Origin of the sequence: Klebsiella sp. BIGb0149 (assembly GCF_004362605.1) — a bacterium.
In the GTDB taxonomy this organism is placed as follows: Bacteria; Pseudomonadota; Gammaproteobacteria; order Enterobacterales; family Enterobacteriaceae; genus Klebsiella; species Klebsiella terrigena.
Genome location: NZ_SNYG01000010.1, coordinates 91326 through 105395 on the forward strand (window position 1 = coordinate 91326; position 14070 = coordinate 105395).

Sequence of the window (14070 nt, forward strand, 5' to 3'; positions counted from 1 at the left end):
TAACGACGGATAGCCCCGTCGGGAATTCTCCCGGCGGCGCTACGCTTAGCCGGGCTACATAGTCCGGGCGTTCTGAATCAATACTCCAGTATAAGGGTTTAGCCGCAATAAAGAGACAGGGCGCCCTCGGAGCGCCCTGTAAGTTGTAAGATAAGATGACAGATTTGTGACAGACTGCGGTCTAGTCCGCGTCGTAGCCCAGATTCGGCGCCAGCCAGCGCTCAACTTCCTCAGGAGTCATTCCTTTGCGCCGCGCGTAATCCTCAACCTGATCGCGCTGGATCTGCGCCACCGCGTAGTACTTGCTGTCCGGATGGCTGAAGTACCAGCCGGAGACCGAGGCGCCCGGCCACATGGCGAACGATTCGGTCAGCTGCATGCCGGTATGCGCCTCCACGTCCAGCAGCTCCCAGATCACGCCTTTTTCGGTGTGCTCCGGGCAGGCCGGATAGCCCGGCGCCGGACGAATCCCCTGATAGTTCTCGCGGATCAGCTCCTCGTTGCTCAGATTCTCGTTCGCGGCATAGCCCCAGTAAACCTTACGCACCCGCTCGTGCAGATATTCCGCAAACGCTTCGGCCAGACGATCGGCGATCGCTTTGACCATGATTTTATTGTAATCATCGTGCTGAGCGTCAAAGGCCTCGGCCAGCGCGTCCTCTTCCAGCCCGCCGGTCACCGCGAACGCGCCAAGATAGTCGGCCTTGCCGCTCAGCTTCGGCGCGACAAAATCGGCGAGGCAGTAGTTGGCAAATCCGACCTTCTCGGTCTGCTGGCGCAGGTGATGGCTGACGGTCAGAACGTGGGTGCGCGTCTCGTCGCGGTAGATTTCGATGTCGTCGCCAACGCGGTTAGCCGGGAATAACCCCACCACCCCGCGCGGGTTCAGCGACTTCTCGGCGCTCAGCTTATCCAGCAGGTCGTTGGCATCTTTAAACAGCCGCTGCGCCTCTTCGCCCACCACGTCATCCTCGAGGATGCGCGGGTATTTCCCGGCCAGCGACCAGGTCATAAAGAACGGCGTCCAGTCGATATAGTTACGCAGCGTTTCGATGCTGGCTTCGACCTCCTGCACGCCGAGGCGATGGGCCACCGGCGGCGTATAGCTCTCCCAGTCAAACGCCAGGTCGTTATCCCGGGCGGCCTCCAGGGTGACCGGCGGAGTGCGCGGCTTCTTGCGCCCATGCTGAATACGCACGGTTTCGTACTCTTTACGCGTGCGGGCAACGAAGTCATCGCGCTGGGTGTCGGAAAGCAGCGCCGCCACGACGCCAACGGTACGCGAGGCGTTCTGCACGTAGACCGTCGGGCCGCTGTAGTTCTGCTCGATTTTTACCGCCGTATGCGCTTTGGAGGTGGTCGCACCGCCAATCAGCAGCGGCAGGGTAAAGCCCTGGCGCTCCATCTCTTTCGCCACGTTGACCATTTCATCCAGCGACGGGGTGATCAGCCCGGAGAGGCCGATCAGGTCGGCATTCACTTCACGGGCGGTTTTGAGGATTTTATCCGCCGGAACCATCACCCCAAGATCGATGATTTCGTAGTTATTACACTGCAGCACCACGCCGACGATATTTTTACCGATGTCGTGCACGTCGCCTTTGACGGTGGCGATCACCATCTTGCCGTTGCTGGAACCCTTCTCTTTGCTGGCCTCAATATAGGGCTCGAGGTAGGCCACCGCCTGCTTCATCACGCGGGCCGATTTCACCACCTGCGGGAGGAACATTTTGCCCTCGCCGAACAGGTCGCCCACCACGTTCATGCCGTCCATCAGCGGGCCTTCAATCACCTCGATGGGGCGGGTCGACTGCTGACGCGCCTCTTCGGTGTCCAGCTCAATAAATTCGGTGATCCCTTTCACCAGCGAGTATTCAAGACGCTTTTTAACGTCCCAGCTGCGCCATTCCGCCTGTTGGGCGTTGGCGGAGTCGTCCGTTTTGCTGCCGCGATATTTTTCCGCCAGCTCCAGCAGGCGATCGGTGCCCTCGGCGTGACGGTTGAGGATCACGTCTTCGACGGCATCGCGCAGCTCGGCGGGCAGGTCGTCATAAATCGCCAGCTGCCCGGCGTTAACAATCCCCATATCCATGCCGTTACGAATGGCGTAGTAGAGGAAGACGGCGTGAATCGCCTCGCGTACCGGATCGTTGCCGCGGAAGGAGAACGAGACGTTGGAGACGCCGCCGGAAATCAGCGCATGCGGCAGCTCGCGTTTGATATCTTCACAGGCGCCGATAAAGTCCTGCGCATAGTTGTTGTGCTCTTCAATACCGGTCGCCACCGCAAAGATATTGGGGTCGAAGATAATATCTTCCGGCGGGAAGCCCACCTCTTCGGTCAGAATTTTGTACGCCCGGCGGCAAATCTCGATTTTGCGCGCGCGCGTATCGGCCTGGCCCTGCTCGTCGAAGGCCATCACCACCACGGCGGCACCGTAGCGGCGCACTTTTTTAGCGTGATGGATAAACGGCTCGATCCCCTCTTTCATTGAGATAGAGTTGACGATGCCTTTGCCCTGAATGCACTTCAGGCCTTTTTCGATGACTTCCCACTTCGAGGAGTCGATCATGATCGGCACGCGGGCAATATCGGGCTCGCCGGCAATCAGGTTGAGGAAACGCACCATCGCCGCTTCCGCGTCGAGCATCCCCTCATCCATGTTGATATCGATAATCTGCGCGCCGCTCTCGACCTGCTGGCGGGCAACGTCCAGCGCTTCATTATATTTTTCTTCTTTAATCAGCCGCTTGAACTTCGCAGAGCCGGTCACGTTGGTCCGTTCGCCGACGTTAACAAACAGGCTGTCGTCGCCGATATTCAGCGGCTCGAGGCCGGCAAGGCGGCAGGCCACCGGGATTTCCGGCAGCGCGCGCGGCGCCAGCCCGGCGACGGCGCGCGACATGGCCGCGATATGCTCCGGCGTCGTGCCGCAGCAGCCGCCGACGATATTCAGGAACCCGGATTCAGCCCATTCGCGAATTTGCGCGGCCATGGTATCGGCATCCAGATCGTATTCACCAAAGGCGTTCGGCAGGCCCGCATTGGGGTGCGCGGTGACGTAGCATTCGGCAATGCGCGAGAGCTCCTGCACGTACTGGCGCAACTCGTCCGGACCCAGGGCGCAGTTGAGGCCGAAGGTGAGCGCATCGGCGTGGCGCAGCGAGTTGTAAAAGGCTTCGGTCGTTTGCCCGGAGAGCGTACGGCCGGAGGCATCGGTGATGGTGCCGGAAATCATGATCGGCAGATCGACGCCCAGCGCCTCAAGCTCCTCTTTGACCGCAAAGATTGCCGCTTTGGCGTTGAGGGTGTCGAATACCGTCTCAATCATAATCAGGTCGACGCCCCCTTCCACCAGCGCCTTCGTTGACTCACGGTAGGCTTCCACCAGCCCGTCGAAGGTGATGTTGCGGTAGGCCGGGTCGTTAACGTCAGGAGAGATAGAGGCGGTGCGGTTAGTCGGGCCGAGAACTCCCGCGACAAAGCGCGGCTTTTCCGGCGTGCGGGCGGTCCACTCGTCGGCGCTGGCGCGCGCCAGCCGCGCCGCGGCAAAGTTGATTTCCGCCGACAGGGATTCCATCTGGTAATCCGCCATCGCGATCGTCGTCGAGTTAAAGGTGTTGGTCTCAATGATGTCCGCGCCGGCCTCGAAATAGGCGTCGTGAATGGCACGGATCGCGTCCGGCCTGCTGAGCACCAGCAGGTCGTTATTGCCTTTCAGGTCGCAAGGCCAGTCGGCAAAGCGCGCGCCGCGGAACTCTTCTTCACTCAGACGATAGCCCTGGATCATGGTGCCCATGCCCCCATCCAGAACCAAAATACGTTTTTTTAACTGCTGATGCAGTTGCTCAACTTTGCTGCTCACACTCGCTCCCGACAACGCTCAACCAGACCAAAAAACTCAACGAACCATACTGGCATAAACCACAGGGGCGGGAAAGGGAACGGCGGGCAATATGAGACATGTTCAGCTTCACTCATCCGATCAGTCCGGTTGTGATTGCAAAACGGGCAAATAAAACGAAAACTATTTCCACGATACAGAAAAAAGGAATCTGCGATGGCCACTCCCGTTCCCGCAAAGCGCGGCAGAAAACCCGCGACGCCCGCCGCCCCTCAGGCTGGCGGACAGGTTCAGTCGCTTACCCGTGGGCTAAAGTTACTCGAATGGATTTCTGAATCGCACGGCAGCGTCGCGTTAACCGAGCTGGCGCAGCAGGCCGGCCTGCCGAACTCGACAACCCACCGCCTGCTGACGACCATGCAGCAACTGGGCTTCGTGCGCCAGGTGGGCGATCTCGGGCACTGGTCCGTCGGCGCCCACGCCTTTGTGGTCGGCAGCAGCTTTCTGCAAAGCCGCAACCTGCTGGCCATCGTGCACCCTATTCTGCGCCAGCTGATGGAGGACTCCGGCGAAACGGTCAACCTGGCGGTGCTGGATCAGGGCGACCACCAGGCGATTATCATCGACCAGGTGCAGTGTACGCAGCTGATGCGCATGTCGGCGCCGATTGGCGGCAAGCTGCCGATGCACGCCTCCGGAGCGGGTAAAGCCTTCCTTTCCCAGCTGAGCGAAGAGCAGGTCACCGGCCTTCTGCACCGCAAAGGGCTGCACGCCTACACCCACGCCACCCTGGTATCGCCGCTGCATCTGAAAGAGGACCTCGCCCAGACGCGCAAGCGCGGCTATTCGTTCGACGACGAAGAGCATGCCCTGGGCCTGCGCTGCGTCGCTTCCTGCATTTATGACGAGCACCGCGAGCCGTTTGCGGCGATCTCCATCTCCGGGCCTATCTCGCGGATGACCGACGATCGCGTCACCGAACTCGGCGCGCTGGCGATTAAAGCCGCCAAAGAGGTGACTCTGGCCTACGGCGGGGTTCGCTAAGATGAGCGATCTGAAATCCCTTTGGCAGCAGCGCTATCCCGGCGCCTTCTGCTGGTCATTTGGCGATTCCCCCGCGCTGGCCGATGAGCTGGCGGCGCTGGTTATCGCCGGCAAAAAGCGCGGCACCTGCGGCTCGCTTGCCAGCTATCGCCAGGAAAATCCGCCGGTGACCCCGGGCTCGTTGCACATCGTGCTCAACGGAGCGGGCGAGCCGGTCTGCGTCATCCGCACCCTGGCGCTCAGAATTATTCGCTTTAATGAGATGACCGCGGATCTTGCCGCGCTGGAGGGTGAAGGCGATTTGAGCCTGGACTACTGGCAGCAGGCTCACCGGGCCTTCTTCGAGCGTGAAGGGAGCTGGTCGCCGGAGATGGAGCTGGTTTACGAGGAGTTCGCGCTGATCGACGTCGCCGATGCGCCGTTGCCCTGAACCGCGAGCGAGATGATCCTGGCCTACGGCGGTATGCGTTAATTTCCGCGAAAGCTGTATATAATATGTGCTCTTAAAACAAAAATGAGCACGCAACTATGGAAAAGGAAATCCAGGATCGCCGCCCCATCCGGGCACGCGAGACTCGCTGGGCCACCGCCGCCGCGCGGTATCTACGCCGTAAAGGCTGTACGCCGAACGGTATCTCTCTCTTCAGTATCGCCTTTGCCGCGCTCTCCGCCCTGTGCTATCTGGCCGCGTGGCGGGTTGAAGATCAAATCGGCCAGCGGATCCTCTTTATCGCCGCCGCCGTAGGTATTCAGGGACGGTTAATCTGCAACCTTCTTGACGGGATGGTCGCCGTCGAGGGCGGTCTGCGCAGCCCGGCTGGCGCCGTCTATAACGAACTTCCCGATCGCGTATCCGACACGCTGCTGCTGCTCGGCGTAGGCTACGGCCTGACGCTTTATCCGTCGGCGGTCGCGCTCGGCTGGGGGTGCGCGCTGCTGGCGGTCGCCACCGCCTATATCCGCCTGCTCGGGGGCACCTGCGGGCTGCCCCAGCGCTTCAGCGGACCGATGGCCAAACAGCATCGCATGGCGCTGCTGACCGCGGTCTCGGTGCTGGCCGCCGCGTTTCCGCAGTGGAGCCAGCAGGGCTTTGTGGCGGTTCTATGGCTGATTCTGGTCGGCGCCTTTTTTACCTGTATCAGCCGCGCGCGGCTCATTATCAAGGATCTTAACGCAGGAGAATCACCATGAGCTTTTCGCCGGATAAAACGCTGGTGCGGGCGCTGCTGGTTAGCGTATGCCGGCTGCTGACGGGCATTAAATCGCGCTGGAAAGCCACTCCGCAGCCAGGGCAGGCCACGCTCTACTTCGCCAACCACAGCAGCCATCTCGACGGGCTGGTGATCTGGGCCAGCCTGCCCACCGCGATGCGCGACAACGTCCACCCCGTTGCCGCCGCGGATTACTGGAAAAAGAGCCGCCTGCGCCGCTACCTGGCCTCCCGCATCTTCGGGGCGGTGCTGATTGAACGTAAAGGGCGGGCGGCGTCCCCGAGCGAAGATCCTCTCGCGCCGCTGGTCGCCGTGCTGGAAAACAGCGAGTCGCTCATTTTCTTCCCCGAGGGCACGCGCGGCAGCGGCGACGAGCTGGGCGAGTTTAAAAGCGGCCTGTACCACCTGATGCTGCGCCACCCCGACGTTCGACTGGTGCCCGTCTGGCTGGAAAACCTGAACCGGGTGCTCCCGAAAGGTTCCAGGCTGGTGGTACCGATTATCTGCAGCGCCACCTTCGGCGAACCGCTGAATGGCCCGGCGGAAGGCGAAACAAAAGCGGCGTTTTTAGCCCGCGCGAAATCAGCGCTGGAGGCGCTATCCCATGCATAATATCGATCATCAGCTCCTGCTGCTGCTGGCGGGACTGTTTTCCCTGCTGGTTATTGCAAGCCTGATTGGCTATCTGCTGTCGCTCAGAAAACAGAACGAAACCATCGCCAACCTCAACGCCAGAATTCGCGCCTGGTGGGTTATGTGCATCATCTCGGTATTCGCCATGCTCATCGGCCCCATCGGCTCGGTGATTTTGTTCGCGCTGATGTCCTTCTATGCGCTGCGCGAATGCGTCACCCTGACCCCCACCCGCCGGGGCGACCACGAGGCGCTGTTCTGGTGCTTTTTCGTGATTCTGCCGCTGCAGTACCTGCTGGTGGGGATCGAGTGGTACAGCCTGTTCGTGATATTTATTCCGGTTTATGCATTCCTCTTTATTCCCGCCCGCATCGCGCTGGCCAGCGATACCACCCACTTCCTCGAGCGCAGCGCCAAGATTCAGTGGAGCCTGATGATTGCGGTGTACTGCGTCAGCCATGCGCCGGCGCTGCTAATGATCGATATTCCGGGATTTGCCGGCGAAAACATCAAGCTGGTGCTGTTCATGATGATCGTCGTGCAGATTTCGGACGTGCTGCAGTACGTGTTCGGCAAGCTGTGGGGCAAGCGCCCTATCGTGCCAAAGCTGAGCCCGAACAAAACGGTGGAAGGCTTCGTGGGCGGGATTCTGAGCGCCAGTCTGGTGGGCGCGGCCCTGTTCTGGGTTACGCCGTTCAGCATGATTCAGGCCTTCTTCATCTCTCTGCTGATCACCCTGCTGGGGTTCGCGGGCGGCCTGTGCATGTCGGCTATCAAGCGCGATCGGGGAGTGAAAGACTTTGGCGCCATGCTGGAAGGGCACGGCGGCATGATGGACAGGATTGATTCCCTCTGCTTCGCCGCGCCGGTATTCTTCCACGTGGTGCGCTACTTTTACACCTGACCTAGCCCGCCTGCTGCATCGCGCCGTAGCGGACGCAAAAACGCTGGCGGCGGCGGTAGGCGTAGACATCCTCCACGTGGCCGTTGCGGATGCGCGTCTGCAGCTCGCGCCAGTAGTCGGCCCGCAGCAGATCGGCGTGCATCTCCTCGAGCAGCGGCCCGATACGCGGGTCCGCGCAGAGCCAGTGGCGGAACTCTTCCGGGAAAACGTCCCCCGGCGACACGCTGTACCACGGCTCGCTCGCCAGCTCATCTTCCGGATAGCGCGGCGGCGGGATCTCGCGGAAATTGACCTCCGTCATGTAGCAAATCTCATCGTAGTCGTAGAACACCACCCGACCGTGGCGGGTCACGCCGAAGTTCTTAAATAGCATGTCGCCGGGGAAAATATTGGCGGCGGCCAGCTGGCGAATGGCGTTGCCGTACTCCTCGACCGCATCGCGCAGCGCCTGACCGTCGACCTGCTCCAGCCAGATATTCAGCGGCACCATCCGCCGCTCGATATAGAGATGGCTGATGGCAATCCGCTCCCCGAGGTCGGTAATTTTAGCTCCGGCTTCCGACTGCAGCAGCGCCATCAGCTGCGGCGCGATTTGCCGCTTATCCAGCACGAAGTTTTCAAACTCCTGGGTATCGGCCATGCGCCCGACGCGATCGTGCTCTTTAACCAGCTGATAGCAGGCGCGGACGTGGGCGGCGGTCATCTCCTTTTGCGGTGCAAAGCGGTCCTTGATGACCTTAAATACCCGGTCGAAACCCGGCAGAGTAAAGACCAGCATCACCATGCCGCGGATGCCAGGCGCCTCAATAAACTGCTCGTCGCTGCGGGCAATATAGTGCAGATATTCACGGTAGCTTTCCGTCTTTGCGTGCTTCTGGCAGCCAATCGCCATGTACAGCTCGGCGGTAGTTTTCCCCGGCAGGATCTCGCGCAGCCACTCAACCAGCGCGCCGGGCAGCGGGGCGTAAACCATAAAATAGGAGCGCGCAAAGCCAAAGACGATGCTCGCCTCTGCGTGGGTGGTCAGGCAGGCATCAATAAATAGCTCGCCTTCATCGCTGCGATGGACGGGCAGCAAAAAGGGCAGCGTTGCCACCGGCGTCACCAGTTTGCCTACCAGCCAGGCCGCCTTATTGCGATAAAAGAGTTCGTTGGCTATTTGCAGATGGGAGCGGGAGAGCATCTCGCTGCCGAGAGCCTCCACCAGGCAGGCCGTGATATAGCCAATATCCCGCGCCTTATTTTGCCATGCCAGCCGCAGGGGAAGATCGGAGAGTACCTTGCTTAATAGCGTTTCCCAGCCGCGCTCGGGGAAAAACGTTTTCGCCAGCGGACGGGGAATTGAGCGGAAGCTGCGCTCCGGCTGTGAGCTGAAAATAAAGAGCCGCTCGGGAGTCAGCGAGCGGTGGTCAAACAACCGACAATAGACGGAATTGAAAAAGCTTTCCGCAATTTCGAAGCGAGGGTAATCCGGTAACAGGTGGGTGTAGTGCTCTTTCACCCGCAGTAAAAAATCGGCGTCGGTACTTTTGCCATCAGTAATACAGCGCAGCTGTTCAACCACCAGGCCGACGTGATGGTCGTAGAGGTGAATACGCTGCTTCATCGCCTGCTGTACCGCGTGCCAGTCGGCGTGCTCAAAGCGCTGCTGCGCGCCCGAGGTCACTTCGAGAAAACGGCCATACTGGGCGTCAAAGCCCTGCAAAATAGTCTGTGCAATCAGTAGTTCCAGGCCACGCGTCATACCTTCCCCCTCACCCAACCCTCTCCCCGGCAGGGAGAGGGGGAAAACAGTCAGAACTGCTCTTCTTCCGTTGAGCCGGTCAGCGCGGTGACTGAGGAAGCGCCGCCCTGGATAATGGTGGTCACCTTATCGAAGTAGCCGGTGCCCACCTCCTGCTGGTGGGAAACGAAGGTGTATCCCTCCGCGGCGGCAGCAAACTCCGGCTGCTGCACCTTCTCAACGTAGTGTTTCATCCCCTCACCCTGCGCATAGGAGCGGGCGAGGTCGAACATGTTGAACCACATGCTGTGGATGCCCGCCAGGGTAATGAACTGATATTTGTAGCCCATGTCGGAGAGCGCCTGCTGGAAGCGAGCGATGGTGGCGTCATCGAGGTTTTTCTTCCAGTTAAACGACGGAGAGCAGTTGTAGGCCAGCAGCTTGCCCGGGAAGCGGGCGTGAATAGCATCCGCAAAGCGCTTAGCCTGCTCAAGGTCCGGCTTAGACGTTTCGCACCACACGAGGTCAGCGTACGGCGCATAGGCCAGGCCGCGGCTAATCGCCTGCTCAATGCCGGCATGAGTGCGGAAAAAACCTTCACTGGTGCGATCGCCGGTAATAAACTCGCGATCGTACGGATCGCAGTCAGAGGTGATCAGATCCGCAGCATCGGCGTCGGTTCGGGCGATGACCAGCGTCGGTACGCCCATGACGTCGGCCGCCAGGCGAGCGGCCACCAGTTTCTGGATAGCCTCCTGCGTCGGAACCAGCACCTTGCCGCCCATATGGCCGCATTTCTTTACCGACGCCAGCTGATCTTCAAAGTGAACCGCCGCTGCACCGGCCTCAATCATCGATTTCATCAGCTCAAACGCATTCAGCACGCCGCCGAAGCCGGCTTCAGCATCCGCCACGATCGGCAGGAAATAGTCGGTATAGCGCGGATCGTCGGATTCAATGCCGGCAGACCACTGGATCTGATCGGCGCGACGGAAGGTATTGTTGATCCGATCGACCACCGCCGGCACCGAGTTCGCCGGGTACAGCGATTGATCCGGATACATGCTGGAAGCCAGGTTGGCATCCGCCGCGACCTGCCAGCCGGAGAGATAAATCGCCTCTATCCCCGCCTTCGCCTGCTGCAGCGCCTGGCCACCGGTCAGCGCGCCAAGGCTGTTGATATAGCCCTTCTTCGAGCCGCCGTGCAGCAGCCGCCACATTTTGGCCGCGCCAAGCTGCGCCAGGGTACATTCCGGGTTGACCGAACCGCGTAATTTCACCACTTCTTCCGCACTATACGGGCGGGTAATGCCTTCCCAACGCGGCTGTGTCCACTCTTTGTTTAATTCTTCGATTTGCTGAGTACGAGTTTTCATGTGCAGATGCTCCATAGGGTCACGAGTGGGTGAATTACGCCAGCAGGCGGTAGCCAGGCAACGTTAAGAAATCAATCAGTTCGTCTGAGGTAGTGATTTGTTCCATCAGCCGCGCGGCATCGTCAAAGCGGCCGCTGCTGTAGCGGTGCTCGCCCAGCTCCTCCTGAATAACCATCAGCTCTTCGCCAAGCCACTGGCGGAACAGCGCTTTGGTCACCGGCGTCCCGTCGCTCAGCGTCTTCTGATGGTGGATCCATTGCCAGATAGAGGTGCGCGAGATTTCGGCAGTCGCCGCATCTTCCATCAGGCCATAAATCGGTACGCAGCCGTTGCCGGAGATCCAGGCTTCGATGTACTGCACCGCCACGCGAATGTTGGCGCGCATCCCGGCTTCGGTACGCTCCCCGTCGCAGGGGGCCAGCAGCTGTTCGGCGGTAATCGGCGCATCCTCGTCCCGGCTGACGCCCAGCTGGTTGGTCCTTTCGCCCAGCACGCGGTTGAAAACCTCCATCGCCGTATCCGCAAGGCCCGGGTGAGCAATCCAGGTGCCGTCATGGCCGTTTTTAGCTTCCAGCTCTTTGTCGGCGGTAACTTTGCCGAGCACCTGGCGGTTGCGTTCAGCGTCTTTGCTGGGAATAAAGGCCGCCATGCCGCCCATCGCGAACGCGCCGCGCTTGTGGCAGGTTTTAATCAGCAGGCGTGAATAGGCGTTGAGGAACGGCTTGTCCATCGTCACCACCTGGCGGTCGGGTAAAACACGGTCAGCATGGTTTTTTAACGTTTTGATATAGCTGAAAATGTAGTCCCAACGTCCGCAGTTCAGGCCAACGATATGGTCCCGCAGCGCGTGGAGAATCTCATCCATCTGAAACACCGCCGGCAGCGTTTCAATCAGCAGCGTCGCCTTGATGGTGCCGCGCGGCAGTTCAAAGCGATCTTCGGTGTAGCTGAAGACTTCGCTCCACCAGGCCGCTTCCTGCCAGGCCTGGGTCTTCGGCAGATAGAAATAGGGGCCGCTTCCTTTCGCCAGCAGGGCCTGGTGGTTATGGAAGAAGTAGAGCGCGAAATCGAACAGGCTGCCGGGAATCGACTCCCCGCGCCAGGTGACGTGCTTTTCCGGCAGATGCAGGCCGCGCACCCGACAAACCAGTACCGCAGGATCGGGCTTCAACTGGTAGATTTTCCCCGCTTCGTTGGTATAGCTGATGGTGCCGTTGACCGCATCGCGCAGGTTAATCTGACCGTCGATAACTTTGTTCCAGTCAGGCGCCAGCGAGTCCTCAAAGTCAGCCATAAATACTTTCACGTTGGCATTCAGGGCGTTAATCACCATCTTGCGTTCAACGGGACCGGTGATCTCTACCCGGCGATCCTGTAAATCGGCCGGAATACCGCGAACCGTCCAGTCACCGTTACGAATGGAATCCGTTTCCGAAATAAAGCCAGGCAGCTTACCGTCGTCGATATCCTGCTGCTGCTGGATACGTGCCGCCAGCAGCCTATTGCGCTCAGGCGTAAAGCGGCTCACCAGTTCCGCCAGGAACTCCACCGCCTCGGGCGTTAAGACCTGCTTTTCCTGCTCGCCATAGGGCTGGCCAAAGGCCAGTTCGTCAGTGATTGTCGCCTGTTGCGTCATTGTGCAGCTCCTCTTGGTTGATCCAGTTGGCGCGAGTGAAAGATCGTTGTCTGGTTTTCGCTCAACACAATTAAGACTACGCATTATTTTTCCAAAATCAAAAACAATTTCCATTTTAATGGAAATATCCATTCAACATATTGATAACATTAAAATTAAAGTTTATTTCGTACATGAATTGAATTTCGGAAACAAAAAAGGCACCCGAAGGTGCCAGAGGCAAAATGCTGAAACGCTTTAGGATCGCGTTCGCTGGAGGATTAATCCAAAGTCGGATTCATATGCCGCAGATCGTATGGCGTGATTTGGTAGACATAGTAGTTCAGCCAGTTGGCAAACAGCAGGTTTCCGTGACTTCTCCAGCTGGCCCGCGGTGTGTTTTGTGGGTCATCATGCGGGAAATAATTGGTCGGTACTTCCGGGCTGAGCCCCGCTTCCACATCGCGGAAAAACTCGCCCGCCAGGGTATTGGCATCGTATTCCGGATGTCCGGTGACGAAGGCAATGCGCTTATCTTTGCTGGCAAACAGATAGGCATCGCCCTCTTCGGTTTCTGCCAGGATCTCTAAATCGGTATAGTCACGGATCAGTGCGGCCGGAAAATCGGCATAGCGCGAGTGCGGCGCGAGGAAGGTATCGTCGAAACCACGGGTCAGCAGCGCGTGCGGATGCAAAATATGGTGTTCAAAGACGCCGGAGATTTTTTCAGTGCGGGTTTGCTTGGGGATGCCATAAAGGATATTGAGCGCGGCCTGTACGGCCCAACAGACAAAAAGCGTTGAGGTGACGTGATCCTTTGCCCACTCCAGCACCTGCTTGATCTGCGGCCAGTAGGCCACGTCGTTGAATTCAACCAGCCCCAGCGGCGCGCCGGTGACGATCAGGCCATCAAAGTTCTGGTCGCAGATGTCCTCAAAGTTGCAGTAGAAGTTGTTCAGATGCTCGGTTGGCGTGTTGCGGGATTCACGCGCGTCGATGCGCAGCAGCTGGATATCAAGCTGGAGCGGAGAATTTGATAGCAGCCGCAGGAACTGGTTTTCGGTCTCGATTTTCTTCGGCATCAGGTTGAGGATAAGCACCTTCAGCGGGCGAATTTCCTGGGTCGTTGCGCGCGTTGCCGTCATCACAAAGACGTTCTCACTACGCAAGAAATTGACGGCCGGTAGCTCGTCCTGCACCCGAATAGGCATAACTTTATTACCTCATAGCATACGTATAAACGTTTAGACATCCAGACAGCTAACAATAACCAGGAATAAGCAAAATGTCGAGTCTGCAAGCGGAAGGTGAGAAAGTTTCAACCACGCACGGGACAGAATACAGGGATTAATCGGCAGGGAGCATCATGAATATAGCACCGCGCTAATCGGCAAAAAGCGGGCAACGGCTGAGAACAGGGTGCTATGTGGTGGGACAGTGCAGCATTTTAACGCTACGTTTCACCGCAGCAGGGGCGGAAGAGAGAGTCCTTTTTCGGCGTTTTAGCGGCTGAAGGGTCAGGGATCGCGGCGCGCAGCGCCCGATCCGGGCGGCGTCCGGCCGCTTTTCCTTAAACCGCAGACAACAAAAAAACCCCATGCTTTCGCATGAGGTTTTTCTGTTTGTTTGATGCCTGGCAGTTCCCTACTCTCACATGGGGAGACCCCACACTACCATCGGCGCTACGGCGTTTCACTTCTGAGTTCGGCATGGGGTCAGG

The 14070-nt window shown here is 59.0% G+C and carries 10 protein-coding genes and 1 rRNA gene; 5 read left to right on the forward strand and 6 right to left on the reverse strand.

Annotated features, from left to right (window positions below):
* Positions 1-181: 181 nt before the first annotated feature.
* Positions 182-3865: a methionine synthase gene (metH, locus tag EDF75_RS25185; protein WP_133601269.1), complete on the reverse strand. Its 3684-nt coding sequence runs from the start codon at positions 3863-3865 to the stop codon at positions 182-184.
* A gap of 195 nt (positions 3866-4060) precedes the next feature.
* On the opposite strand from metH, the gene iclR reads away from it, so the two are divergent.
* From iclR to EDF75_RS25210, 5 genes are all read left to right on the forward strand, one after another.
* Positions 4061-4888, forward strand: a complete 828-nt coding sequence (iclR, locus tag EDF75_RS25190) for a glyoxylate bypass operon transcriptional repressor IclR (RefSeq protein ID WP_045853483.1) — start codon at positions 4061-4063, stop codon at positions 4886-4888.
* Between the two features lie 10 nt (positions 4889-4898).
* The gene (locus tag EDF75_RS25195; protein WP_133601278.1) at positions 4899-5318 is read left to right on the forward strand and encodes an ASCH domain-containing protein; all 420 of its coding nucleotides are present in this window, start codon (positions 4899-4901) and stop codon (positions 5316-5318) included.
* A 98-nt stretch (positions 5319-5416) separates the two neighbouring features.
* Complete coding sequence (locus tag EDF75_RS25200) at positions 5417-6079, forward strand: CDP-alcohol phosphatidyltransferase family protein (RefSeq protein WP_045853485.1); 663 nt, start codon at positions 5417-5419, stop codon at positions 6077-6079.
* Positions 6076-6711, forward strand: a complete 636-nt coding sequence (locus tag EDF75_RS25205) for a lysophospholipid acyltransferase family protein (RefSeq protein ID WP_133601270.1) — start codon at positions 6076-6078, stop codon at positions 6709-6711. Before EDF75_RS25200 ends, EDF75_RS25205 begins: the two co-directional genes overlap by 4 nt.
* A complete protein-coding gene (locus EDF75_RS25210) occupies positions 6704-7636 on the forward strand; it encodes a phosphatidate cytidylyltransferase (RefSeq protein WP_045853487.1) in 933 nt (310 codons plus the stop codon). The genes EDF75_RS25205 and EDF75_RS25210 overlap by 8 nt, the downstream gene beginning before the upstream one ends.
* Position 7637: 1 nt before the next feature.
* Here EDF75_RS25210 and aceK read toward each other — a convergent pair whose 3' ends face one another.
* The 5 genes from aceK to rrf all read right to left on the reverse strand — a co-directional run.
* Entirely contained in the window at positions 7638-9380 is a 1743-nt protein-coding gene (gene aceK / locus EDF75_RS25215; protein ID WP_133601271.1) for a bifunctional isocitrate dehydrogenase kinase/phosphatase, read from the reverse strand.
* Between the two features lie 50 nt (positions 9381-9430).
* Positions 9431-10735 (reverse strand): isocitrate lyase, encoded by a 1305-nt coding sequence (aceA, locus tag EDF75_RS25220; RefSeq protein WP_095104812.1) that lies wholly within the window; start codon positions 10733-10735, stop codon positions 9431-9433.
* A gap of 34 nt (positions 10736-10769) precedes the next feature.
* Positions 10770-12371 (reverse strand): malate synthase A, encoded by a 1602-nt coding sequence (gene aceB / locus EDF75_RS25225; RefSeq protein ID WP_133601272.1) that lies wholly within the window; start codon positions 12369-12371, stop codon positions 10770-10772.
* Positions 12372-12631: 260 nt separating this feature from the next.
* Positions 12632-13561: a homoserine O-acetyltransferase MetA gene (gene metA, locus EDF75_RS25230; protein WP_041143560.1), complete on the reverse strand. Its 930-nt coding sequence runs from the start codon at positions 13559-13561 to the stop codon at positions 12632-12634.
* Positions 13562-13981: 420 nt separating this feature from the next.
* A 5S ribosomal RNA gene (gene rrf, locus EDF75_RS25235) occupies positions 13982-14070 on the reverse strand; the annotation flags it as partial.